Annotated in this window: 28 protein-coding genes and 1 riboswitch; of the genes, 15 read left to right on the plus strand and 13 right to left on the minus strand. The window is 35.8% G+C overall.

Annotation, left to right across the window (positions count from 1 at the left end; all coding sequences use genetic code 11):
* Positions 1-106: 106 nt before the first annotated feature.
* The 6 genes from pstB to BN8061_RS12370 all read right to left on the minus strand — a co-directional run bounded on the left by pstB (position 107) and on the right by BN8061_RS12370 (position 4447).
* Entirely contained in the window at positions 107-853 is a 747-nt protein-coding gene (gene pstB / locus BN8061_RS07585) for a phosphate ABC transporter ATP-binding protein PstB (protein ID WP_068598091.1), read from the minus strand.
* Positions 843-1697, minus strand: a complete 855-nt coding sequence (pstA, locus tag BN8061_RS07590) for a phosphate ABC transporter permease PstA (protein WP_068598093.1) — start codon at positions 1695-1697, stop codon at positions 843-845. The genes pstB and pstA overlap by 11 nt, the downstream gene beginning before the upstream one ends.
* Positions 1687-2577, minus strand: coding sequence for a phosphate ABC transporter permease subunit PstC (gene pstC, locus BN8061_RS07595; protein ID WP_068598095.1), 891 nt, complete (start codon positions 2575-2577; stop codon positions 1687-1689). The genes pstA and pstC overlap by 11 nt, the downstream gene beginning before the upstream one ends.
* A complete protein-coding gene (locus tag BN8061_RS07600; RefSeq protein WP_235802709.1) occupies positions 2578-3345 on the minus strand; it encodes a substrate-binding domain-containing protein in 768 nt (255 codons plus the stop codon).
* 214 nt (positions 3346-3559) lie between these two features.
* Positions 3560-3868: a helix-turn-helix domain-containing protein gene (locus BN8061_RS12365; protein ID WP_317038981.1), complete on the minus strand. Its 309-nt coding sequence runs from the start codon at positions 3866-3868 to the stop codon at positions 3560-3562.
* A 99-nt stretch (positions 3869-3967) separates the two neighbouring features.
* Positions 3968-4447, minus strand: coding sequence for a hypothetical protein (locus tag BN8061_RS12370; protein WP_317038982.1), 480 nt, complete (start codon positions 4445-4447; stop codon positions 3968-3970).
* 277 nt (positions 4448-4724) lie between these two features.
* On the opposite strand from BN8061_RS12370, the gene BN8061_RS07610 reads away from it, so the two are divergent.
* Positions 4725-4976 (plus strand): cyclophilin-like fold protein, encoded by a 252-nt coding sequence (locus tag BN8061_RS07610; RefSeq protein WP_068598098.1) that lies wholly within the window; start codon positions 4725-4727, stop codon positions 4974-4976.
* A 239-nt stretch (positions 4977-5215) separates the two neighbouring features.
* Here the strand turns inward: BN8061_RS07610 and BN8061_RS07615 are convergent, their stop codons facing one another.
* A complete protein-coding gene (locus tag BN8061_RS07615) occupies positions 5216-5737 on the minus strand; it encodes a YciE/YciF ferroxidase family protein (RefSeq protein ID WP_068598100.1) in 522 nt (173 codons plus the stop codon).
* 120 nt (positions 5738-5857) lie between these two features.
* Between BN8061_RS07615 and BN8061_RS07620 the strand changes: the two genes are divergently transcribed.
* The 4 genes from BN8061_RS07620 (at position 5858) to BN8061_RS07635 (ending at position 8560) form a co-directional block, all read left to right on the plus strand.
* Positions 5858-6130: a T9SS type A sorting domain-containing protein gene (locus BN8061_RS07620; RefSeq protein ID WP_068598102.1), complete on the plus strand. Its 273-nt coding sequence runs from the start codon at positions 5858-5860 to the stop codon at positions 6128-6130.
* Positions 6127-6363 (plus strand): hypothetical protein, encoded by a 237-nt coding sequence (locus tag BN8061_RS07625; protein ID WP_068598103.1) that lies wholly within the window; start codon positions 6127-6129, stop codon positions 6361-6363. Before BN8061_RS07620 ends, BN8061_RS07625 begins: the two co-directional genes overlap by 4 nt.
* A gap of 515 nt (positions 6364-6878) precedes the next feature.
* Positions 6879-7799, plus strand: coding sequence for a hypothetical protein (locus BN8061_RS07630; protein ID WP_068598105.1), 921 nt, complete (start codon positions 6879-6881; stop codon positions 7797-7799).
* 236 nt (positions 7800-8035) lie between these two features.
* A complete protein-coding gene (locus tag BN8061_RS07635) occupies positions 8036-8560 on the plus strand; it encodes a hypothetical protein (RefSeq protein WP_154662285.1) in 525 nt (174 codons plus the stop codon).
* A gap of 97 nt (positions 8561-8657) precedes the next feature.
* On the opposite strand, the gene BN8061_RS12020 is transcribed toward BN8061_RS07635, so the two are convergent.
* From BN8061_RS12020 to BN8061_RS07655, 4 genes are all read right to left on the minus strand, one after another.
* Entirely contained in the window at positions 8658-8939 is a 282-nt protein-coding gene (locus tag BN8061_RS12020) for an OmpA family protein (protein WP_068598110.1), read from the minus strand.
* Positions 8940-9146 carry a hypothetical protein gene (locus BN8061_RS12025; RefSeq protein WP_068598112.1) on the minus strand — a complete coding sequence of 69 codons (207 nt, stop codon included), beginning with the start codon at positions 9144-9146 and terminating at the stop codon, positions 8940-8942.
* Positions 9147-9282: 136 nt separating this feature from the next.
* On the minus strand, positions 9283-9468 hold the full coding sequence (locus BN8061_RS07650) for a hypothetical protein (RefSeq protein ID WP_068598113.1): 186 nt from the start codon (positions 9466-9468) through the stop codon (positions 9283-9285).
* Between the two features lie 15 nt (positions 9469-9483).
* On the minus strand, positions 9484-9807 hold the full coding sequence (locus tag BN8061_RS07655; RefSeq protein WP_068598115.1) for a hypothetical protein: 324 nt from the start codon (positions 9805-9807) through the stop codon (positions 9484-9486).
* 781 nt (positions 9808-10588) lie between these two features.
* Here BN8061_RS07655 and BN8061_RS07665 point away from each other — a divergent pair.
* Both BN8061_RS07665 and BN8061_RS07670 read left to right on the plus strand, forming a co-directional pair.
* Complete coding sequence (locus tag BN8061_RS07665) at positions 10589-10807, plus strand: VOC family protein (protein ID WP_154662286.1); 219 nt, start codon at positions 10589-10591, stop codon at positions 10805-10807.
* A 22-nt stretch (positions 10808-10829) separates the two neighbouring features.
* A complete protein-coding gene (locus BN8061_RS07670) occupies positions 10830-11333 on the plus strand; it encodes a hypothetical protein (RefSeq protein WP_154662287.1) in 504 nt (167 codons plus the stop codon).
* A 489-nt stretch (positions 11334-11822) separates the two neighbouring features.
* On the opposite strand, the gene BN8061_RS07675 is transcribed toward BN8061_RS07670, so the two are convergent.
* A complete protein-coding gene (locus tag BN8061_RS07675; RefSeq protein WP_068598122.1) occupies positions 11823-12392 on the minus strand; it encodes a DUF417 family protein in 570 nt (189 codons plus the stop codon).
* 265 nt (positions 12393-12657) lie between these two features.
* Between BN8061_RS07675 and BN8061_RS07680 the strand changes: the two genes are divergently transcribed.
* From BN8061_RS07680 to BN8061_RS07715, 7 genes are all read left to right on the plus strand, one after another.
* Positions 12658-13377: a DUF3784 domain-containing protein gene (locus BN8061_RS07680; RefSeq protein WP_068598125.1), complete on the plus strand. Its 720-nt coding sequence runs from the start codon at positions 12658-12660 to the stop codon at positions 13375-13377.
* Positions 13378-13571: 194 nt separating this feature from the next.
* Complete coding sequence (locus BN8061_RS07685) at positions 13572-14645, plus strand: AOC03_06830 family ribosome hibernation factor (RefSeq protein ID WP_068598126.1); 1074 nt, start codon at positions 13572-13574, stop codon at positions 14643-14645.
* 597 nt (positions 14646-15242) lie between these two features.
* Positions 15243-15968, plus strand: coding sequence for a slipin family protein (locus tag BN8061_RS07695; RefSeq protein ID WP_094745912.1), 726 nt, complete (start codon positions 15243-15245; stop codon positions 15966-15968).
* A 291-nt stretch (positions 15969-16259) separates the two neighbouring features.
* Entirely contained in the window at positions 16260-16757 is a 498-nt protein-coding gene (locus BN8061_RS07700) for a hypothetical protein (RefSeq protein WP_068598130.1), read from the plus strand.
* Positions 16758-16911: 154 nt separating this feature from the next.
* On the plus strand, positions 16912-17433 hold the full coding sequence (locus BN8061_RS07705) for a hypothetical protein (RefSeq protein ID WP_068598132.1): 522 nt from the start codon (positions 16912-16914) through the stop codon (positions 17431-17433).
* A gap of 4 nt (positions 17434-17437) precedes the next feature.
* Complete coding sequence (locus BN8061_RS07710; RefSeq protein WP_154662289.1) at positions 17438-18208, plus strand: hypothetical protein; 771 nt, start codon at positions 17438-17440, stop codon at positions 18206-18208.
* A 316-nt stretch (positions 18209-18524) separates the two neighbouring features.
* The gene (locus tag BN8061_RS07715; RefSeq protein ID WP_154662290.1) at positions 18525-19442 is read left to right on the plus strand and encodes a DUF3592 domain-containing protein; all 918 of its coding nucleotides are present in this window, start codon (positions 18525-18527) and stop codon (positions 19440-19442) included.
* Positions 19443-19721: 279 nt separating this feature from the next.
* On the opposite strand, the gene BN8061_RS07720 is transcribed toward BN8061_RS07715, so the two are convergent.
* On the minus strand, positions 19722-20927 hold the full coding sequence (locus BN8061_RS07720) for an NAD(P)/FAD-dependent oxidoreductase (protein WP_068598137.1): 1206 nt from the start codon (positions 20925-20927) through the stop codon (positions 19722-19724).
* Positions 20928-20977: 50 nt separating this feature from the next.
* A riboswitch (SAM-I-IV-variant riboswitch) is annotated at positions 20978-21067 on the minus strand.
* 172 nt (positions 21068-21239) lie between these two features.
* On the opposite strand from BN8061_RS07720, the gene BN8061_RS07725 reads away from it, so the two are divergent.
* On the plus strand, positions 21240-22124 hold the full coding sequence (locus BN8061_RS07725; RefSeq protein WP_068598139.1) for a restriction endonuclease: 885 nt from the start codon (positions 21240-21242) through the stop codon (positions 22122-22124).
* Positions 22125-22133 lie beyond the last annotated feature (9 nt).

Raw genomic sequence — 22133 nt, forward strand, 5'->3', positions numbered from 1 at the left:
CAGTAACAATCGAATGACTACTACTGTTTTCAAGTTTAAAACACTAAATATCTGTATCTATTTTTTTGGTTTGATCGACCTGACACGAAAAAATGAAAGCTGCGCGTTAACCAAAATGTCCGCTGATGTATTTGGCTGTCAGTTCGTTATTCGGGTTATTGAAAATTCGTTCCGTTGGACCTTCTTCCTTTACTTCGCCCAAATACATGAACACCGTTTTGTCGGCAAGGCGTTGTGCCTGTTGCATATTATGCGTGACAATCACAATGGTATAGTCATCTTTCAAATGCTTTATCAAATCTTCAATTTTCAGGGTGCTCACAGGGTCTAATGCCGAGCAAGGTTCGTCCATCAAAATAACTTCGGGTCTCAGCGCTACGGCTCTTGCGATGCACAAACGTTGTTGTTGTCCACCAGACAGTCGAGTAGCCGGCATTTTCAAATCGTTTTTTACTTCATCCCACAAATACGCTTCTTCCAGTGCTTTTTGGATGATCTCTTTGCCGTGCGGAAGGTTGTTGATTTTCAGACCGTAAGCAATATTGTCGTAAATGCTTTTTGGAAACGGATTTGCCTTTTGAAAAACCATGCCGATGCGTTTACGTATTTCGGTTACCGGAACTTGCTTTGCATACAAATCCAGATCTTCTAGGCGTAAAGTTCCTGTGATTTTAGCGTCTGGCGAAAGATCGTGCATGCGATTGAAGCTTCGCAATAAAGTACTTTTGCCACAACCCGACGGACCAATCAATGCCGTGATTTCATTTTCTCCAAAAGATAGGTCGATGTTTTTCAACACCTGTTTGTCTCCAAAACTGAGGCATAAATTATGAACGGATAATTTAGTTTTCATTTTTTCTGTATTTATAGCGAATGTAGAACGCTGAAAGGTTTAATAAAAAGACCACAATAACCAGCACCAAAGCTGTACCGTAGGCGATTGGGCGAACTTGTTCTATGGACTGATGTTGCGTTGATAACATGTACAAATGGTAGGGCAATGCCATAAATTCTTGATTGATATACCCCGACGAACCGTTGATGTAAAAAGCGGCTCCAGTAAATAGGATAGGAGCGGTCTCACCAGCTGCACGCGAAAGGGTGAGTACAACACCAGTTAATATACCCGACATCGCCGAAGGAAGTACAACATCTTTTATGGTTTCGAATTTGGTGGCACCAACGGCCAAAGCACCCTCGCGTGTACTATTCGGAATGCGTCTTAGTGCTTCTTCAGTAGTGGTAATGATGTAGGGTAGCGACAACAACCCGAGGGTCAAACCAGCTGCCAATAAAGATGTTCCGAATTGTAAAGCCTGCACAAACAAGGTGAGACCAAACAAACCATAAATAATCGATGGGACGCCAGAGAGATTTCTGATAGAAGCTCGAATGGTTCTTGTGAGCCAATTGTTTTCGGCGTATTCGTTGAGATAAATCGCACAACAAATTCCAAATGGAATCGAAAAAGCTGCAGTAATCAAAGTCAGTAAAACCGTTCCGATAATCGGTGTTAAAATTCCGCCTTTTGTCATTCCGTCTTTTGGGATGGTCGTTACAAACTCCCAAGACAAAGAAGAAACTCCTTTCGAAACAATTTCCCAAATTATTACAAAGAGAAAAAAACATACGATGAGCGTGGTAGAGAGCAGAGTTCCCCACTCAATCACAGAGGCAATTCTATTTCTAAGCTGCATGGTATTTTCTAAATTTATTTATAAAAAATTCTCCTACCAAATTGGCAATCAGCGTCATGAAAAACAAGACTGTTGCAATGGCATACAAAGCATAATAATGAGTTGTTTGGTAAGGTACTTCGCCCATTTCGATGGCAATGGTCGCGGTCATGGTTTTTACCGAATCAAATATTCCGGTTGGGAGCAGAGATGCGTTTCCGGTAGCCATCAGAACCGTCATGGTTTCGCCAATGGCTCTACCCACACCCAGCATTACCGCCGCGATTATACCCGGTGCTGCAGCTGGTATGATTACTTTTCGTAAAGTTTGCCATTTGGTAGCCCCCACACCATAACTGGCTTCTTTATAGGCTTTTGGCACGGCGTGAATGGCATCTTCGGCAACTGTAATTATAGTAGGCAATGCCATGATAGCCAATAAGATAGCTCCGTTAAGAGCATTTAACCCATTTGGTAAATCTGCAAGATTAGCAATACCTGGACCCAACACCACAATACCCAAAAAACCAATAACCACCGACGGTATTGCCGCCAGCATTTCAATGGTAGGTTTCAAGATGTTTTTTAGGCGCGGACTGGCATATTCTGATATGAAAGCTGCAGTGCCCAAACCCAAAGGTATCGCAATGATCATGGCACCAAGCGTTACGATAGTTGTACTGATGATAAGCGGTAACATTCCGTATTTAGGGCTTTTGGCAGTTGGTACCCATTCTATACCAGTAATGAAATCCAAAGGAGGAATGTCTAAAAAAAACGAGATAGAGTTGTAAAACAACATGGCAAAAATACCTCCCAAAAGCGCTAATACTAATAGTCCTGTGGTTTTAAAAATAACTTTAAAGAAAAAGTCGAGCGATATTCTGGTCTTGTAGTTCATTTATTTTTCTATTATATAATATCCGTGTTCTTCGATCATTTTTTTACCCATATCGCTTTTTTCAAAATCGATAAACGGTTTTACTTTATACCACGATTTTTCGATTATAAACTGATACAAAGGTCTTTGAAAAAAATATAGATTCTGGTTGATAGCTGCAAGATCCAAAGGGGAATAAGCAGTAGAAGTAGGGGTTTCCTTTATTTTAAGAATTTTAATATCGTTGCCCTCAGCCGAATCGTGTAACAGATAACCTGCGCCTACGTAGCCAATTCCGGTTTTATCTGTTTTTACACTTTCTATAATTTGCGCGTTGCCGGTCATCTCTTTTGCAGAACTGGTAAATTCGGTTTTTAGTTTATTTTTCACAAAAGAATAGGTACCTGAACTACTTTGCCTACCGTAAATGTTGATGTCCATGTCAACATCGGCTATTTCGGACCAATTTGTCACTTCTCCGTTCATAATCTTGCCCAAGCTGTTTACATCAATTTCATCAATCGGCAGCGCTTTATGAACGATAAATGCTGTAGCATCTTCGGCAAAAACAATGGTGCGTAGTTGGATACCAGCGTCTTTGAATTGCTGTATTTCTTGAGCAGATAGCGGTCGAGAAGAATTGGCAATGTCTGCCTGACCGTTCAGTAGAGATGTGATTCCAAGTCCCGATCCGCCACCCGAAATAGCAATGCTAAAATCGGGGTTGATTTCGGTGTACTTTTCGGCGAGATTCACCGCGAGGTTTACCTCGGTGTCTGATCCTTTCATTTTGATGCTTTTTTCTTTACTGCACGAAAACAGCGAGAAAAGACCAAAAACAACTAAAAGTTTTCTCATATTCAGCTTGAATAGTTCATCTAGACAAAATTGATTTTTCAAGATGAATTCAATATTATATTCAGGTTAAATTAATGTTTCAAAGTGGGTTATGTTAATGGATGAAGGTAAAAATATTTTATAACAATCTTCCCAATCAAATCCCTTAATCCAAGCTCCGGAATTCGACAGGCGTAATGCCTGTTTTTTGTTTGAAAAGGTGGGTGAAATGCTGCGAATATTTAAACCCTAAATCGCAGGCAATTTCACTGATGGATTTAGAATGGTCGAAAATGCGTTCTTTGGCAATTTCGATCACTTTGGTCTGCAGAAATTCCTGTGCCGTACTGCCGGTTTCTTTTTTGATGAGGTCGCCAAAATAGTTGGGCGAAAGGTGCAGTTCTTCGGCGCAATAAATTACCGTCGGCAACCCGATGCGGTAAGGCTTGTCAGAGTTGAAGTAGTCGTCGAGCAACTTTTCGATACGGGTGAGAATGTCGCTGTTAGCGTGGCTACGGGTGATAAACTGGCGGTCGTAGAAAAGTATGCAGTAATTCAGAAAGAGTTCTATATTCTACATGATGAGCGTTTTGCTGTGGCGGACGATGTTTTGCTGAATTTCTTCGGCGATTTTTTCTAAACAGAATACAATCGTCTTTCGCTCTTTTTTCCAAAGGTGCAAGGCCTCATTCACCTGATACGAAAAAAACTGAACTCTTTTATCCCGTTGGCAAGCGGCGTATCTTTTTTCAAATCGAGATGAAAAACTAAGGCATAGCCTGAAGGTTTTATCGCCTCGCACTTGCTGTCGACACCGTACACCTGCCCCGGAGCCACAAAAACCAGCGTGCCGTCTTTTTAGTCGTAATTTTGGCAACCAATACAGCATATCGCCACTTCTCACGTCTTTCAAAAACACGGCGCAAACTCCCATATACGTCTTGAAATACGGTATCGGGCAGATTTCGTTAAAATCAATTACACTAATCAGCGGAAACAGCGTCTCGGCACCTACATAATCATTGTACTGCTTTACGGTGTCTATTCTTTTCAACCTGTTCCATCATCCTTTTTTTCAAATATAAATTTAATAAACATCAACGCCTTATCTACACCTTCCAACCCAAATCAGTAAAAATGGTAAAAAGAACCGTATCCTGTATAAAATAGCGGAGCTCAACTGTTGCGATATTTGTAAGGTAATCCTATAAATCGAAAATATGGATAGAATAAGGTGTAGATTATGGCTTACACTCGTTGGCATTCAGCTTTATGCCTGCAACCACTAAAATAACCGAACCAAAGAAAGTAATAAAAATTTTGTTTCTGAAATGGACAGCGTACAAGTAAAAATTACAATAGGCGAAAAGACCGCAAAGACCATCCTGTACAACCACCCGACATGTAAAGATTTTGCCTCATTACTTCCCTTAACTTTGAAACTGGAAGATTATAACAAATTGGAGAAAATCAGTCTATTGTCGCCAAAGATTAGTTCAGAAAATGCACCGTCTGGCTTCGATCCCCCGGTCGCCAATTTAACTGACTATGAGCCGTGGGGCAATCTTGCATTGTTTTATTAGGATGAAGGCTATGCAAACGCTCTGATTTCAATGGGGAAAATCACTTCGGGTTTAGAAGTCTTTACGGTCAGCCGAACGGTAACGGCAAAGTTGAAATAATTATAAATCGTAACAAAAGTTACAAATAGAAGATACCTATAACGGTTGGTTTTATTTAAGAAATATTGAAGAAGATTTTTTTGAAAAATAAAAAGCCTATCTTGATATTTAGATAGGCTTTTAAGAACTAAATTTTATGCTTATTTATCAGCTTTTAAATTAATCTCAGAAGTAGCAAGTTTTGATAACAATTGATCAGTCTTTTTTTCTTCTTTCAAAATTTCATTTATCAAATCTTTAGCTTCTTTTTTTTTTAAATGTCGAGCATAGGAAACCATTGTACCGTATGAAGCAATTTCATAATGTTCTACTTTTTGGCAAGAGGCAATAATACCTGCGTCTCTAACTGCTCCAGGTTCGGTTTCTTCTAAAATACCTTCACCTTCTTCAAGTATTCCTGCCATCGCATTGCATTTTTCTTCTTCGGGCTTTACACCAATTGATTTAAAAACCAATTTTAGAGTCTTAATTTGATTTTTAGTTTCTTCTAAATGATCTTCTAATGCTTTTTTCAAATTTTTAGAAGTAGCATTTTTAATCATTTTAGGTAATGAATCTTTAACCGCATTTTCTGCCCATAAAGTATCTTTTAAATAATCTTCAAATAAATCTTCTAAAGATTTTGCTGCATCTTTTTTTGGAGTTACTTTTTCTTTTTTCATAGCATCTTTGTTTTATATTTATAAATAAATATAAAATGTTGTGTATTGTAAATTTTTTCAAAGAAAATTTTGAAAATTGATTGTTTTTTATGTGTGTTTTTGATTTTATATCATTATGAAATGAAACAAATTGATCTTGTAGAAATTAAAGATTTTCAAGCGCAACTCAATGATAAGCAGTTTTACGCAAATACCATATCAACACATCTCTTGCAAAATCATAAACGTATAGAAAAACCGCATAAACATAATTTTTATGCTACATTCTTGTTTATGAAAGGTCATGGAGTACACGAGATAGATTATAATAGTTTGGAAGTTAAACTGGGAGTTTACTTTATCAAAGCAACTATCAACAATGAAATTATAACCAAAAAAATTATCAAAAAATGAAACCAATAATTTTAATTTTAGCATTTCTCTCATTGTTCTCTTGCAACAATGACGATGACAGCGGCAAAGACAATGGCGGGAATACTTTTTCCGCCACTTTCGATGGGCAAACCATTGAACCTGAATGGATACATGGTTTTGGATATGGATCATATACACTAAATTTCAATAGAGATCCTGATGATATTAATGACTGGTTTATTACTATTTCTAGTCCTAATAACTTATATTGAGATATTCGACTTTTAGATGTTATAGAAATAGGTAATTACCCTATAGAAACTGCGACAATGGAAAATTTGAATAATTTTTCAAGCTTTACTTCTATATATCTTCTATATATCTTCAGGATGAAGTTACAGCCCAATACTCATTTTTAAGCTTAGGGAATACAGGAAGTTTTGAGATAACACGCTATGATAGTGAAAGAGGAATTTTGGAAGGTAGTTTTTCTTGTGATATGTATGACCCACAACATCCTGAAATCATTAAACCAATCAGCGGAAATTTTAAAATCAATATGGAAACTCATCCTAATTATAACTAGTCATGATAAAAAACGTCAGCTAACATGAGTTTTGCAAAAGAGCGAGGTTCTCTGCAAAGTTGAAAGTTTGCACTTCTTAATCCGTAAAAAGCAATTTTTTATTATTTTAGTCCAAACAAATGGTTTTTGCTTGATTTCCGTCAGTAATGTCAAGGAGGAAGCTGTTAGCAGATGTTTTAAAAACCATATAAACTTCATTAGATGAGTTATATAGATTTCGACTACACTAAAAATTCAATTTTAATTTGCAAAGGAGATTCTAGAAATAGAAAGAAACTATCTAAGTCTGATTCACATTTAAATTTTGATGTATATGATTATGAAAACAACTTTAGCGGAATAGAAATATTTGATTTTTTATCAGAATTTGAACAAGATGGTTTAAAAGGAGAACTAAAATTTAAAGAACTTTTAGAAGAAAATCATATTCCCTATTTATACATTGGTCAGGGACCGTTTGGCATCGAACGTTCAGGGATTTTAATAGAAAAAACCAAATCCAAAAGGGCAGATTTCCTTGTAAATATACAAGATATGGGAACTATATTATTTGATGTCAAATGTAGAAATAAAATAAAGTTTCATAATCGTGAAGAAAGTTACTTTTCGATCTATATTTCTGAATTAGAGGCTTTACGCAACCTGCAGAATTCTATTTTGATGCCTGTTTGGTTAGCTTTTATAGAAAGAAAAGAGATTGATAACCATGCTAAGTTCCATTTCATTTCCATATCATCAATAATTAAATTTTGGTCAGGGCTATTGAGGTTTTATCCAAATGAAAATGAATTCAATGAAATAACTGTTTTAAGAATACCAAATGAATTGTTTACAATAATTGACGATAAAATTATTTTTGAAGTAGGTTTAAAAAATATCCATGAAGAACTGTTAAATGAATATGCAAAATTGAACATTGGTTTGAATCGTGTAATAAAAGATAAAATAAAAGAAACTATTAGAAAAACCAATTGTCTAAAATCAAGAGTGCATCACGAATTACAATCAGTTGGAGTAAATTATTGTTTTCCGATTGAAGTTTTTCATCACACCCAAAACATGATTGATTTACAAATCATAGAATATACGCCCAAAAAACCTCTAAAACTATTTGGAGAATAAAAACTTTTGCCAACACCGCCTTGGCAAGCAACGGGCTAAAAGAAAACATGAAGTTGTTGCATTTTTCCCTCGCCAAAAACATTCGCTTGCACAATTTTTTTATTATTTTAGTCCAAGCAAATGTTTTTTGCTTTTTTCGGGGTGGAGTGGAGGTTGGTTTGTTTTATGCTCTGGTATTTGGCAAGGCGAGAGTCGATAGGTGTATGCTATAAAAACGAACAAAAAGAAAGAAGATAATGAGAATATCAGTCCCGCTAATTACAATTTTGGCTATAACATTTAGTGCTTGTCATTCATCCAATGAAAAGCAAAATCAATCTGTAGCTGATAAAGCAACTCAACAAGCCGAAACTAACGATAATAATCCTGAAGATGAGGTAAACGAATTCGGTTTTACACTCGATGATTATAAAGGTTTTCCCGAGGAAATTTCAGGATGTTCTTGTTATTTTTCGGAGACATCTACAAAATTCAAAAATGAAGAATATTTATTTGTGGCTGACTTCGATAGTATTGGTCTTATTTCTATAAACCAAAATATGGAAAAGTTAAAATTGACCTCAACTACCAGAGCGCCAGATACTTTTGGGGATTATGATCATGTTGATGTTTACAAATCTGAAAATTATACAGTAACGCTTGATGTAAAATACAAAAATTCGACTGGGTATGAAGTATGGTGGAACGAAGGAACCATACTCGTTGAAAATAAAGATGGTAAAAAAATATCGAAAAAAATTGTTGGCGAATGTGGATGCTAAAAATAAAACCTTAGAAATAGTCCCAAAAAAATGACCGCCCTCTGAGTGACAGCCATTTTTCAATTTGAATTATTCAGCCTTGCACTTTGGTAACATTTTACTGTCCCAAAGTTTTCTGTTTGTTTATTACAATAGTTACGCGTCTATTTTTAGCCCTTCCTTCGGGGTCATCACTGCCGTCGGGTTTCGTATTGCTTGCAACTGGCTCTTTGGCGCCCATTCCAAAAACGGTGTAGTTATAATTTAAACCTTTTGCTTCAAACCAATCCTTCACTGCCTTGGCTCTGTTGAGTGAGCGTTTCTGGTTATAGCTCTCCGAGCCTTTGGAATCGGTATGTCCGGTGATGCTTATCCCGCCTTTGCCTTTTTCCTTAATCAATTATGCCACCTTTTCTAGCTCCTTACTCGCCTCGGGTTTTAGGTCAGCTTTATCAAAGTCGAACAAAACATCCGAATTCAGATTGATTTCAATATTAAAGTCAGATGTTTCGCCTGTCAGACTACTTTGGCTTCCCGTTAGGCTTTCTCCGGGTGAGTAGATTGCTGTTTGGCTGTCAACCTTTTCTACAGAATCTTGCTGATGCACCGTATCCAGAGCGGTAAATGATTCTGTATCATTTATTTCGGCTTTAATATGCTCTTTCTTTTCAGAACCGCTGCAAATGAGGATTCCCGAAAGTGTTAATATAAGATACTTTTTTATTTTAGTGGACGTTTCGAAATTAACGTGAGACCGGAATGTCTATATCTCCGTAATTTGGTACATTAAGGATGATCGTTTCGGACTCAGCAGACGGAGCAGGGAATTTCACCGTGCAAACTTTGTTTTCTCTCGGATAAAAATAACGATCGTTAGGACTTACCATATAATTTCCGCTAGCATCTTTCAAAAGTGAAACGATCTTCATTGTTTTACTGTCGATCTAGTGAATATCTTTGGTATCTATAGACGAAGGCGATTGTGCGTATGAATTTGATTTGCTGAATGAAAATTCGACCGTGAGCATTTCGCCAACCACTTTACATTCCTGAACGTTTAACACCCAATCTCCAACCGTCTTACTGACAACTGATGCGGTAGCTGGAGCAACTTCTTCTGCAGATTGATCCTCTACAACAATTGCATTTTCCTCAGGTTCTGCATTGTTTTCAGAAGTTGAAGTGTCCTCTGCAACTACCTCTACTTTCTCATTAACTTTTTTTTCGCACGAAACTGCAATGTTGCTTAACACATACCAAACAAGCATTGAAATGACTGTTTTTTCATAATCGTATTTTTGTGAATTTAATTAATAATTTATATGATTAATTACAAGGTGTTTGCCACGCATAGCACAAGTTTTTATATTTTTTTTTAATAATTTTATAGTTTTAATAATAAACTGCTGGTTTTTGGAAGGATACTTTTTGTTTTTTTTCTAATGAAATTTTGCAACGTATTTTAGGATTTTATTCAAAAAAAACAGTCAGAATTAACTTCCAAATTTAAAGATTCTGCGCTAAATATGCCCAGAATTATCAACCTAAAAAATTGATACGGAGAGTATTAAAATATTTTATTTATAAAAAATGTATTTTACATTTATTTTTATAATAATTTAGCTATTGTGGAAACACATCAGATCCGTTCTGGCTAATTGGATCTTTTCGCCCAATATATTTGCTTGGTTGTAAATTTGCAAATCGTTGTGTGTCAAGTTATTTTAACGCAACAAAGAAATTCAATATTAAAACAATCAAAAAAGAATATGAAACTCAGCGTCGAAATCAAATGGGCAACCTACTTTACGCTAATGATTTTGGCATGGATGCTCTTGGAAAATTGTGCGGCTTACACGGAAAATATATTGACTATCATTTGTATTTGACCAACTTGTTTGCCATTTCTGCGATTTGGTTTTGGATTTTATTTCAGAAAGTTTAGCTAGGCTAGAGGAGTGAAGGGTGCATTTGATTTTTTGCGAAAATAATCATTAAAAAACTAACGATAAAACACTTAAAATTTTGGCAACAACAAACATTTTTTCAATGGGGTCATCTGTACTGATGGGGAGCGATTGCGGCGGAGATTGGTCGCCAACATTCAAGCAAGGAAACAATTTTTCGGTGGCAATTACCGCCGACAGCAAAGAAGGCAACGCAATTTTCAATGCACTTGCTGTTGGTGGAATAATTACCATGCCGCTAGACGAAACGTTTTGGGGTGATTACTTTGGAATGCTGATAGACAAATTTGGTATAAATTGAATGATGAGTCTCAATGAATAAAATGCAATTACATCGTCATTATTTCGGGCTGATGGTTTTGTTGCTTTTCTTTTCGTGCAATAAAACGCAAGAAATTAAGCAGACCGAATTGAGTTCAAAAGGAAGCGAGGCTAATGTGCCAGAGCAAGAATCGCCAATGATAGGAAAAGAGCGTTCGCCCGCAGGTAGGAATCAAACAGAACTTGATGGCATCCTCAAGAACGATTTCAACACTCTGAATATTTCAGAAATTCCTCGTGTTTGGGCAAAACGGTACGATCTGTTACCAGAAAAGTTCAAAAATACCGTGTATATTGGAAAGGATGCTTACGAGGTCAAAAACAATGAAAATGGGGTGGAAGAGCTTATAAGAGGATTCCATTGGAGTTGCGGTAATAATGAAAAAATGAATCAATTGGGCGAATTAATTTCCGTAACCCTTGGGTATGATAATCCTGAGCTAAGCTACAAGTCAGGAATGGTTTATTTTTATTTTAAACAAGAAGTTTTGAATTGTGCAGATTGAGATTTAATAGATTTTTAAAAAGATTTTCTATTGCGATTTAAGTAAGTTTTGTCATCAGATTATCCTTGTAATTTGCTTGATATACAACGTTTGGTTGTTGTTTTTTCAACAAATTAAAAAAGGTTCACACTCCAGACGAATTAGCAATTAAAAACAAAAAAAAAACCTTCGGGGAAATTAGAATCCTCGAAGATTTTAATATCAAAACATTCTCTGTTACGCTTTCTAGAAACTCCAAACTTTACCATTGAATACAGCGAGGAGTTTCTCTCCTGGTTTATTCACCAAGACCATCATGCCTGGGCTGGGTCTATAACGGATTAGTCAGGTGCGTGTCATTCAAATCCATAACCGAAGTAATCACCATTTTTTTGACTGACGAGTATGTCTAGTTTTTACTAAAAAATAAGCGCAATGCCTCGTTATCAACTCTATTTGATTGTTTTTAAAATGAAAAATAATTTAAAGCATTTGGTATACGACCAAAAATTATCTTCCCAATAATTTACGAGCGTTGTCTGATGCACAAGTCAAGCCGGCTGCCAGCATGATAACATCTTTCAAAACCAATCTACCTGCTCCAGATAAATATGGAAATCCGTGTTGAGGCGTCGGAAAATCTCCGCCAAGATTCGGGACATAAACTTCTGGCGTAGTGATCAAAAAAGACAAGGTGACGATCGACATACCAAAAGTTAGAAGACCGCCTAGCAATCCAATTTTATCATTCCAAATGCCTAAAAATGTCAACAGTCCGATCGTTACAATGACCGTTCCTAGACCGTAAGAAAATTTGTAGGTTCCGTTTTCTTTATGCCAATCTATATTTTTTTGCACGGTTTTCCCTTCGGGATTTTTGTACTCCGCATATTCAGGCGCTTTTTTATACAGAAAGAAAGACATAAAAGGGCTGTTTGCGACAAATGGTATAATTCCGTCTGCCTCGTACTGAAAAGCTTTTAATCCGCCAATCCAAATCATCACGATTAGGATCGAAATTCTCATCAAATTGATAAAAGAGGATTGGCTATTCGCTAAAAATGTAATTAGTTTGTTCATGTTGATTTCAATTATTATTATGCTTTTTATTGATTAGCTCGACCTATTTATTTGCTTTTGTTTCGCTTCCTTATTAAGACTTTCACGAACGCTAAATTATTAAAAATTGCTAAAAGTGAAATACATTTGCTATTGAAAATACAAAAATGAAATGCAGAAAAAATTCAATTATTACCTTCGCTTCAAGTAAAATTTTGTATATTGTTATTTCCGAAAAGGCTTTCGTTAGTTTTGTAAACGTTCAAATATTTTACCGAAGGTGTATATGTTCCTATTTTTCAGTATAATTTTTATCGGACTAGCATTTTTAGTAAACGAGAAAAATGCTAAGAACCTGCTTGCAGGCTATAACACCATGTCGGAAGAAGAAAGACAAAAATTTGATATAAAATCCTACATTCCTTTTTTTCGAAAGTTTCATATTTTTTTAGGAATCTCGTTATTCATCATCTGTTTAGCCATTCACAAACTCGTAAACCCCGATTGGAGTTTTATTGTTATGGTAACGTATCCATTACTTGCGTACGTTTTTTTCATTTGGAAAGGCAATCAGTTTTCAAAATCAAGCGATCGGAAACAGAAACGAAAAAACAACATCGCCTTGTGGATTGTAATCGTAACTTTTTTGGCAATTTCTGCGATGTTGCACCACAGCATGCAAGATAATACCCTAGAAATTCACCCAAATACTATTGAGATAAAAGGTGAATATGGAACAAAATTGCAGAAAAACGAGATAAAATCGGTTGAATTGGTAGACAAATTACCCAAAATCACCGCAAAAATAAATGGTGTTGCATTGGAGAGCATAAAAAAGGGTTATTTCAAGACCGAAAATGGCGAAAAAGTTAGGCTTTTGCTCAATACACAAAATCCACCTTTTATTTACCTCACCACCAACGAAGGGCAAAAAATCTATTATTCTTCCAAAAATAAATCAAATCAACTATTATTTGATGAATTAAAAAATGGGTTGAAAAAATAATCACATCTACTCAAATTCCTTTCGCATGAGCTGAGGTTTCTCTCGTTTTTAACAGTTGTCAAATGTGTTGAAATAGCTTAAAAACGCATTGTTTCCGAGTCTATTGGGCAAGCCGAATTTGTTCTTGGTACAATTTTTCCCTATATTTAAAAAAAACTTTAAACACAGTAAAGATAAATTTAAAATCAAACCCTATGGAGATTAAATTAAAATCACTCAAAAATTTACGTTCAGAAAACAGTATTACCATTATTCTCAATACGCACAGAACCCTTCCAGATAACAAGCAAGATGCACTTTTATTGAAAAATCTTGTAAAAGAAGCAGAAAATAGACTGTTGGCAGATTTTTCATCGAAAGAAGTAAAAGACTTAATCGAAAAGCTACACACGCTTGCCGATTCTATCGACCACAGGCATAATCTAGAAAGCTTGATTTTGTTTGTAAGCCGTGAAATTGCAGAATATGTAAGATTACCAATTCCGGTTGAAAACCGTGTCGTAATCGACAATACATTCGCAACACGCGATTTGATAAGAGGGATGCATCATCGAGCAAATTATTACGTATTAGTTTTGAGCAAAGACGAAGCGCGTTTAATCCAAGCGTCTGAGGATAAGGTCGTAAAAGAGTTTGGAGGTGTTTTCCCATACAAAAACGAGTTGGCTCAGGCTCCTTATAAAGCAGAAGCATCCGATGCGAGCCGCTTAAGCAATCTTACAGCAGAATTTTTCAATCAAGTAGATAAAGCAGTAAACTACGCAAGAAAAGACAATCCACTACCTGTTTTGGTTGTTTCTGATGAGCAAAACTACCATGAATATCTAAAAATAGCAGATCAGCCAAATACTATTTTCGAAACCTCTTTGGGTAGAAGTAGACAAACCGAAAAAGACGCAGCGATCGTAGCCGATGCATGGAAAATTGTGAGAAAACATAACGAGGAGAAAAATAACCAACGCAAAGAAGAATTGTTAAAGGCTGTTTCTTCAAACAAATTCTTGAGCGATACCAACGAAATTTATCAGGCGATAAAACAAGGTAAAATGCAAACCTTATTTATAGAACAGGGCTTGTTTCAGCCTGCAGTTATCGAAAATGACGAGGTTGTTTTGGTGTCTGATGATCAGCGCAACGATAAAGATGTGATCGACGATATTTATGATGAATTGATTGAGTTGAATATGGATTTTGGTGGAGATGTGGTATTTCTTCCGAAAGGTGAACTCAAAGACTTCAATGGATTTGCGGGAATCACAAGGTATTAATTCATTTAGCTGAAAAATCGTCATCTGAAAGTTTAATCATCATAAAATTTAAGTATTACAAAACTGAGTTCGACCTAGCGTCGGACTCAGTTTTATTAGCTCGATTATTTTTGTAATTGCATTGTTTTTTCGTTTTTAAATTTCTCAAACCGATTTTATTTTTTATAATTTAGCGCTTTTAGCAATATTTCGGCTTTGTTTTTGTTGATGATCCATCGAGATGTTTTTCGTGGGGGATCGTCTTGAAGACAACCAACACCGAAAGAATGAAAAAATGAAAAGCGATAAGACGATTTTAAACATAAACCGCCACCTGTTTTACAAGGGGACAAACGATCAAAACAGGGTATTGCGGAGTTTTGTCCCTAGGGGTTCGACTCCCTGTTTGCAGTGGTTGCAAAGCTCTTTTATGAGCCACAAACAGTTATTCTGTTCAGAAAGTAAAGGGGGAGAACAGAGCAGAAATGCTCAAACCAAAATAGAGTTTGCAAGTCTGGGGATACCGTTTGCTCAAAACGGGCGAACTCAACCTGACTTCCCTCGGTTTTGGTGTTCTTCCCTTTTTTGTTCAACAACAATTAAAACAACATAAAAACAATGGCAATATTCAAAAAAAAATATCAGGTAAAACCTAATACCGTCGGTTTTCTTTACCGCGACAATGTTTTCGAGCAAAAACTAAATTCGGGTATTCACGAGATTTGGGATCCGAAAAATAGGACGGAACTCTTCACCCTTCCCGAAACTTCGAAACTGTTGACCATCACCAATCAAGAGGTGCTGACCAAAGACAATATTGCTTTGCGTTTTTCATTTTATATCCTGTACACCATTACAGACGGGCAAACGTTTCTGAGCAAATTTGCACTCGATAGGCCGATTAACGAAATAATCCAAGAAGCCGAACAACGAATTTACACTATCGTGCAGCGCTATATTCGCAACAAAATTGCCGAGTTGGACAGCGAAACATTGAACGAAAAACGAAATGAACTGACCGATTTCAAGACAGCCGAAATGGAAAAGGAGGTTTCGGAATTCGGTATAACGATTGAACAAGCGCAGCTTCGAGATTTGACCTTCCCGAGAGCTATTCAAGACTTGTTTGCCAAGCATTTAGAAGCGAAAATCAGAGCCAAATCCGAGCTAGAAAACGCACGCACAGCAGTTGCCACGGCGCGAGCCTTGAAAAATGCTTCTGAATTGATGAAAGACGATGAAAACATAAAATTTTTCCAAATAATCGAAACCATTACCAAAATTGCAGACAAGGGCAAACATACTTTTATGATCGGCGATATCAATCAATTGACCAATAAATAAATTGCGGTTGAAGGGGTAATTCTTGTTACTCGTTTCTCTTTATGTGAAAATTATTATCTTATAAAATGTTAAATATCAATAAGTTGTATAAATTTTTGGTAAGATATTGGATAATTACATAGTTTCAGGAATTGAAAAACGAACAATTTTCATCTTCTTGTAGGATAAAAATCATGTCGTTTGCTGTTCAATTTGTTGAAAAAATGATCAAAAAACAATTCGATCAAATAAAAAGGTATAATTATTGTTATTATAGAAACACTAATACTAATTTTAAAAATTTAAGAAAAAATGAAAATGTCTTTTTTAACTGTGGCTACCATGGTATTGTTTTTAGGAGCAACTTCATGTAACCAAAATAAAACCAATGAAGAAATGTCACAGGAAACACCCGAAATGGTGGAAACAGCTGACAGTATGGACGTAACAACTGATGTTACCGAGAATTCTGCAGCTACACAAAACGTTATTACTCAAAATGAAGGGAAATATCCACGTGAAGTTGAATTATTTGGAGACAACGAAATCGCAAACAGAATAAAAAAATTGGTTGGAGCTGAGTTTGAGGAAATCTCGAAAAATTTTCAGGTAGAAACACCAATCGTGTCTGAAAATAACGTATACAAATTTTCTGGTTGTCAACAACACAGCTGCCCAAGTTTCCATACAACGGTAGTGTACGATGCCAATAACGACAATTTGAATGTTATGGTAGACAAAGACGGTAAAGTACAAAACTTCAACGAAAAGGGAGAAATTACCCTTACCGAAACTCTGAAAATGAAATAATTTTTTTCATATTAAAAACTTTCGAAAGCTTGAGGAAACTCAAGCTTTTTTTTATTGAAAAATGTATCGACAGAGACATCAAATCATCACAAATTAACATACTGTTAATATTCAAACTGCGCTTCTATGTAAATAATTCATAAATTTGATATAGATGGTATATGGAGCAACATTTTTGGCAGCGGTATGCAAATCTGTTTTGGGACTTCCCTTGTTGCTTGCCTTTGTAGTGGCAGTATCCTTTGTGATTGTGAATGCGATAAGACTAAAAAACGCTGCCGGACAGCGAAGGATCGATTATCAGAAAGAAAAAAAGAAATATAAAATGATCTTGGGGTTCGGATCTGGATTTTGGATTTTCTTGATAATGGTTGTCACCTCTAGTATTGGTTTTTCGTTTTTTGTGGGCTATAAGATTTACCGCAAGATTGTCGAAAAATACGGTGTCGAAACAGAAGCCGTGGTTTATAAAATCTCGGATACGGGAATGTTGGTCAACTACCAAGAGATCAATAAATACCATTTTGTATTTCAACTCCCCGATAATAGCCTGAAAGAAGCCACTTTGCTCGATATTCAAGTTAGTAGAGGCTATGGAACAAACAAGCGGATCGCTATAAAATACCTGCCGCTTACAGTTGATTTTTATCCAATGATTATTGATGTAAATGATTAAGAATATGCAACAGATTGTAAAAATGTTTCTATTGTCGATTGCCACTTTCATCCTTCATTCGTGCGACTATGTGAAAGAGGCTTATAACGAAACCTTTAATTATAAAGATAAAAAAGAACGGGAGATAGACCTGAGAGAAATTTTCGATAAAACGTTTGATCTGGAAAAGGATTACACAAATCGAAATACCGAAAACTACACCAAAGTTCTCAGCGATCTCTACCCAGATTTAGACAGCGCAAAGGTGAGGGTCGCCGCCGAAATGATTACGAATAGTATGCAGAAAGGGCACTATAGTGGGATTTCTCTACTCTTTCAACCCGATAAGTTGGATGAAATACAGGCCGAATTATACACTTTTCTAAATGCTGAAAACCTGCTGATGTACGATCCCGTGATTTTTGTAGAGTACGACAGGGTACGGCTGCGACTCCTCAATCCGCAAAACCCGAAAGAAGCAGACTGGTATTGGTACGAAACCGGAACTGGGAAATGGAGAAAAGAGGATGCCGTGAAAATTTCGAAATCAAAATTAGAAAAAATGGAAGAAAACACTTTACCGCTTTCTTCTATCAAGCTGAGTGCCGCTACGAAAGTGATGTATCAGATAATCAGTCATTTAGACGAGCTTGGTTATATAGAAATGCCAAATTCGATAACAGCCTATATCAATTCATACAAACATATCTGGACGGTTCAGTTACGGGGCGAAAGGGCAGATTATAGATTAGAAACCGATCTCGAGGGGAATTTATTGACTTTGGAAAGGTTGTAATAAGCATCATCACAGCACAGTTGAAAACGAGGGTTATGAGCAAGAATTTCTGGAATTGGTTTGGCGTTGGCTCTCGTTTTGGCATCCGTGGGTTTGGACACCTTTTGTACTATTATTTTTTTATATCAAAAATGATTAAAGTGTTGATATGTAGAGCGTTATGAAAATCATTAGATGAAATTTTTCAAAGGTTTAATGAAAAAAATTAGTAAAAAAATCATCCTTAGACTAAAAACGCATTTTCTCTCGGATGAATGATCAAAAAAATATTTCAAATAAAATATTAAACAAGCGAAAAATCTAAAAGACAAAGATTATGAGCAGTAAATTTTGGCAATGGTACATTTTGGGTTTCTTCTATATTTTCCCGCTGTTTTTTTGTTTTGCTGGGGTTTGGAACATGGGACCTTGGCTCGCAACTCTTTCCCTGTTGTTGGGTATTGTGGGATGGATTTGGCTCGTGGTGGATCAGTTTCGCCTTTTTTTCAAAAATCCAAACCGTTTGCTCGAGCAGGTGCGCCAATTGCAGCGAAACGGAAAAGTTGTGGATGCGAAAATCAGAAGGGTCATTTCGAAAAAACAATCCAAAGACGGAGATGTTTTTACCGAACTCTACGTTTCTTTCCCAAATTTTTCTGGAACCGAAATTTTTACCACTTTCGAGATGTATGACAGCAAACCGCACGAAAACAGGTTTGAAGTTGGCAAAACCTTTCCGCTTCGTCTCAATACCTCGCCCAATACTTCGACGCCTTGGGTGATTGGCGATGGCGAATATTTCAAAACAAGGTCGGGTTTCCGCTGGCTTTTCCTGTTTTCTATAGTCTATGCAGTGGTGGTATTTATTGTCAATTATTATATTTTCACCGACGATAACGGCTGGCGTTGGCTTTCTTTTTTTCATCCTTGGGTGTGGATACCCTATACCGGGGTGATTTTTTACAACAGATTTTTGAACAAATTTCTGTATGGTGACGACAATGACCAATCGTACAAGCTTTATCTGTACGGATTAGAAACGACGGGGCAGATTACAAAATCCTCGCAAACCGGGCTGTATATCAACGAACAGCCGCAAATGAGAATTCAGATCTCCTACACCGATAAAAACGGTAAAACGCATTTTGTAGAAAAAAAGCAAATCGTTATGCTTTCCGACTTGCATAATTATCAGGTAGGCGATGTGAAACTGCTTTACCTGCCCGATAACCCTGAGACGATTGAGTTGTTGTAAAGTTTTGAGTGAAAGTTTCGAGGTGAGAGTTGCTGACCAAATTGTAATTGTTTTAAAAAGAAAATTCGACAGAGCGGATTTATAAAGCTAATCAATCTTGTATCAATCTCAACGGTGCGCAATTGGAAGGAAATCCTATTCTGGTCTATTAACTGAAAAAAAAGAACGATATAGAAAAATTATTTAGCTCTGGCTAAACGATAAAACCTCAACACAACCCATTCGCTTGAATAGGTTTTATTATTTTAGTCCAAGCAAATGGTTTTTGCCTGATTTTTTTTATCTATTAAAACTAAATAATTTCATTCGACTATCTTTTTTTTCTTTAATAATGTTAGTTAATACCTGAGCAGCAATAGCACTAAACGTTATGCCATTTCCACCATAACCTAAGGCAAAAAGCATACGACTACCAGATTGATAAGGACCAATAAATGGCAAACCATCTTTTGTAGAACTAAAAGTACCACACCAAGCCATTTCTGTCTTAAATGAAATACTGGGATATAATCTTTTAAATTTTCTTTCTAGGAATTTAATTTTTTCTCTTAAAATAGAATCTCTTTTAATAGGATCTTCAAACATTTCATCTCCTCCTCCAACTATCATGCGATTATCAGTCGTAGTACGTAAATATAAATATGGATCATCAGTATTCCACAGCAAACTTCTATTGGGCCATATATTGTCTGGATGAACAGGAGAAGAAATTATAGCGTAGGTAGATAATAAATTCATAACTTTTTTGGGTAAAAAGAATTCAGATTCGAAACCAGTTGCAACTATCACATACTTGCAACTGATTTTTTTATTGTTAGCTGTATAAAGCGTATAACTATTCTTATTTTCTTTAAAAGATTGAATTTCGGTATGTGTAAACACTTTCAGATTAGATTTTTCGCGATGATATTTCAGTAATCCAGTAGCTGCTGTATAAGCATCCATTTGAGCTGAAGTTTCATTATGCAAGGCCGCATAACCCTGAATTTTTTGATAATCCCACAATTGATTTTTATCTAGAAAATCAACAGGAAGATTGGCTTTTTTACGTGCTTTATACTCTTTATCTAAAAAAGCTAGTCCTTTTTTGGTAGTGGTATAATATATAGTTGGAATTCTTTCAAACTCAGCATCTACATTTGTTTTTTTTAGAATATTTTCAATATCAGTAATGGACTGTAAACAATATTCAAACGCTTTTATTGCGTTTTGTTCTCCTACTTTTTTTATTAATTGATGCAATGGAGTATCAATTTCGTATTGCAACTGTGCAGTACTGGCTGCGCTGCTTCCAGTGGCTAATGTTCGTTTATCTATTACAGCACAAGAAATACCTGCTTCACAAAGTTCATGTGCAACCAATGCACCAGTTATTCCTGAACCGATAATCGTAACATCAATTGAAATATTTTTTTCTAAAGGATTAAAAGTATTATCTAAAGAACTTTTCAATATCCAATAAGGTAAACCTGAATGTAAATTCATTTTTTTATTAAAATTACATAAAAATTTTCACACCAAGAATCAGGTAAATGAATGGAAGAGATTTTTCCTTACGGCTCATCTATTTTAGCACCGTGGCTTTCGCTCGGTTGCTGTCAATTCAATGACTCTTGATGTTGGTATAAATTTAAACAAAATTTTTACCTATCCAATAGCTAACCAAATTTTATTGGCTTTTTTAGTATTTTTACAAAAGACAATAGTTGGCTCAGTGATAAAGTTTTTTTAGACATGATTCCTTGCCGATTCGTTTTCTGTTCTGTAAAATGTTTCCAATAAACGATTAAAAAAATAATGAAATTAGAAATTCCAAAGTTTCACGAAACTTTTGACCTAATACTTGCAATCCTCCAAAAACAAGACAACATCTCCAGAGCAAAATTGCGGGAGATAGTCATAGAAAATTTTTTCTCAAATATTCCAAAAGATCTTTTAGAACAACGGATTAAAAGCGGCGAATTACTGATTCATAATCGCATAAATTGGGGAATATCTTATTTGAAACAAGCAGGTTATCTCATTTACCCAAAAAGAGGGTTTGTACAATTAACAGAAAAGGGTAAAAATCAGAAAGATAATTTGAATTTGGCAATAATAAAACAAGAAATTGAAAAACTTAATCCTTTTGATAAAAAAGATAATCATAAACCAATTGTTGATAAAGGTATAAAGGAGGAAACACCCGAAGATTTGATCAACGAAGGTTTTTCTCAAATTGAGAAAGAAGTTAAAAACGATTTGCTCGAAAAACTCAAATCAATGGATCCGTATTATTTTGAAAAGGTGATTTTGATCCTTTTGAAAAAAATGGGATATGGTGATTTTATCGAAACCACTAAATCTGCTGATGGTGGAATTGACGGCATAATAAACGAGGACAAGTTAGGGCTTGATAAAATTTACATTCAAGCAAAAAGATTTACAGAAAACAAGGTGCGTGAAATAGATATTAGAAATTTTATTGGGGCCATGAGTGGTGATACGAACAAAGGTGTCTTTGTGACCACCTCCCTTTTCGACAAAGCAGGCGAAGAAAAAGCAAAAAATGCTCACCATAAAATAATCTTAATCGATGGATATAAATTAGTGGACTTGATGCACGAATATAATGTGGGCGTTCAAATAAAATCAATTTATGAAATAAAGCAAATCGATGAAGATTTCTTTGTGGAGCAGTAAATACAAGAA

This window comes from Vaginella massiliensis (genome assembly GCF_900089075.1).
Lineage (GTDB): Bacteria > Bacteroidota > Bacteroidia > Flavobacteriales > Weeksellaceae > Weeksella > Weeksella massiliensis_A.

Coding starts and splice junctions, on each gene's coding strand:
- BN8061_RS07705 (WP_068598132.1), top strand. CDS start 16,912: ATGGTATATGGAGCAACATTTTTGGCAGCGGTATGCAAATCTGTTTTG.
- pstC (WP_068598095.1), bottom strand. CDS start 2,577: ATGAACTACAAGACCAGAATATCGCTCGACTTTTTCTTTAAAGTTATT.
- BN8061_RS07710 (WP_154662289.1), top strand. CDS start 17,438: ATGCAACAGATTGTAAAAATGTTTCTATTGTCGATTGCCACTTTCATC.
- BN8061_RS07650 (WP_068598113.1), bottom strand. CDS start 9,468: ATGAAGATCGTTTCACTTTTGAAAGATGCTAGCGGAAATTATATGGTA.
- pstA (WP_068598093.1), bottom strand. CDS start 1,697: ATGCAGCTTAGAAATAGAATTGCCTCTGTGATTGAGTGGGGAACTCTG.
- BN8061_RS07655 (WP_068598115.1), bottom strand. CDS start 9,807: ATGCTTGTTTGGTATGTGTTAAGCAACATTGCAGTTTCGTGCGAAAAA.
- BN8061_RS07670 (WP_154662287.1), top strand. CDS start 10,830: ATGCAATTACATCGTCATTATTTCGGGCTGATGGTTTTGTTGCTTTTC.
- BN8061_RS07665 (WP_154662286.1), top strand. CDS start 10,589: ATGGGGTCATCTGTACTGATGGGGAGCGATTGCGGCGGAGATTGGTCG.
- BN8061_RS07630 (WP_068598105.1), top strand. CDS start 6,879: ATGAGTTATATAGATTTCGACTACACTAAAAATTCAATTTTAATTTGC.
- BN8061_RS07695 (WP_094745912.1), top strand. CDS start 15,243: ATGGCAATATTCAAAAAAAAATATCAGGTAAAACCTAATACCGTCGGT.
- BN8061_RS07615 (WP_068598100.1), bottom strand. CDS start 5,737: ATGAAAAAAGAAAAAGTAACTCCAAAAAAAGATGCAGCAAAATCTTTA.
- BN8061_RS07715 (WP_154662290.1), top strand. CDS start 18,525: ATGAGCAGTAAATTTTGGCAATGGTACATTTTGGGTTTCTTCTATATT.
- BN8061_RS07620 (WP_068598102.1), top strand. CDS start 5,858: ATGAAACAAATTGATCTTGTAGAAATTAAAGATTTTCAAGCGCAACTC.
- BN8061_RS07600 (WP_235802709.1), bottom strand. CDS start 3,345: ATGAAAGGATCAGACACCGAGGTAAACCTCGCGGTGAATCTCGCCGAA.
- BN8061_RS07675 (WP_068598122.1), bottom strand. CDS start 12,392: ATGAACAAACTAATTACATTTTTAGCGAATAGCCAATCCTCTTTTATC.
- BN8061_RS07725 (WP_068598139.1), top strand. CDS start 21,240: ATGAAATTAGAAATTCCAAAGTTTCACGAAACTTTTGACCTAATACTT.
- BN8061_RS07685 (WP_068598126.1), top strand. CDS start 13,572: ATGGAGATTAAATTAAAATCACTCAAAAATTTACGTTCAGAAAACAGT.
- pstB (WP_068598091.1), bottom strand. CDS start 853: ATGAAAACTAAATTATCCGTTCATAATTTATGCCTCAGTTTTGGAGAC.
- BN8061_RS07610 (WP_068598098.1), top strand. CDS start 4,725: ATGGACAGCGTACAAGTAAAAATTACAATAGGCGAAAAGACCGCAAAG.
- BN8061_RS07625 (WP_068598103.1), top strand. CDS start 6,127: ATGAAACCAATAATTTTAATTTTAGCATTTCTCTCATTGTTCTCTTGC.
- BN8061_RS07720 (WP_068598137.1), bottom strand. CDS start 20,927: ATGAATTTACATTCAGGTTTACCTTATTGGATATTGAAAAGTTCTTTA.
- BN8061_RS07700 (WP_068598130.1), top strand. CDS start 16,260: ATGAAAATGTCTTTTTTAACTGTGGCTACCATGGTATTGTTTTTAGGA.
- BN8061_RS07635 (WP_154662285.1), top strand. CDS start 8,036: ATGAGAATATCAGTCCCGCTAATTACAATTTTGGCTATAACATTTAGT.
- BN8061_RS07680 (WP_068598125.1), top strand. CDS start 12,658: ATGTTCCTATTTTTCAGTATAATTTTTATCGGACTAGCATTTTTAGTA.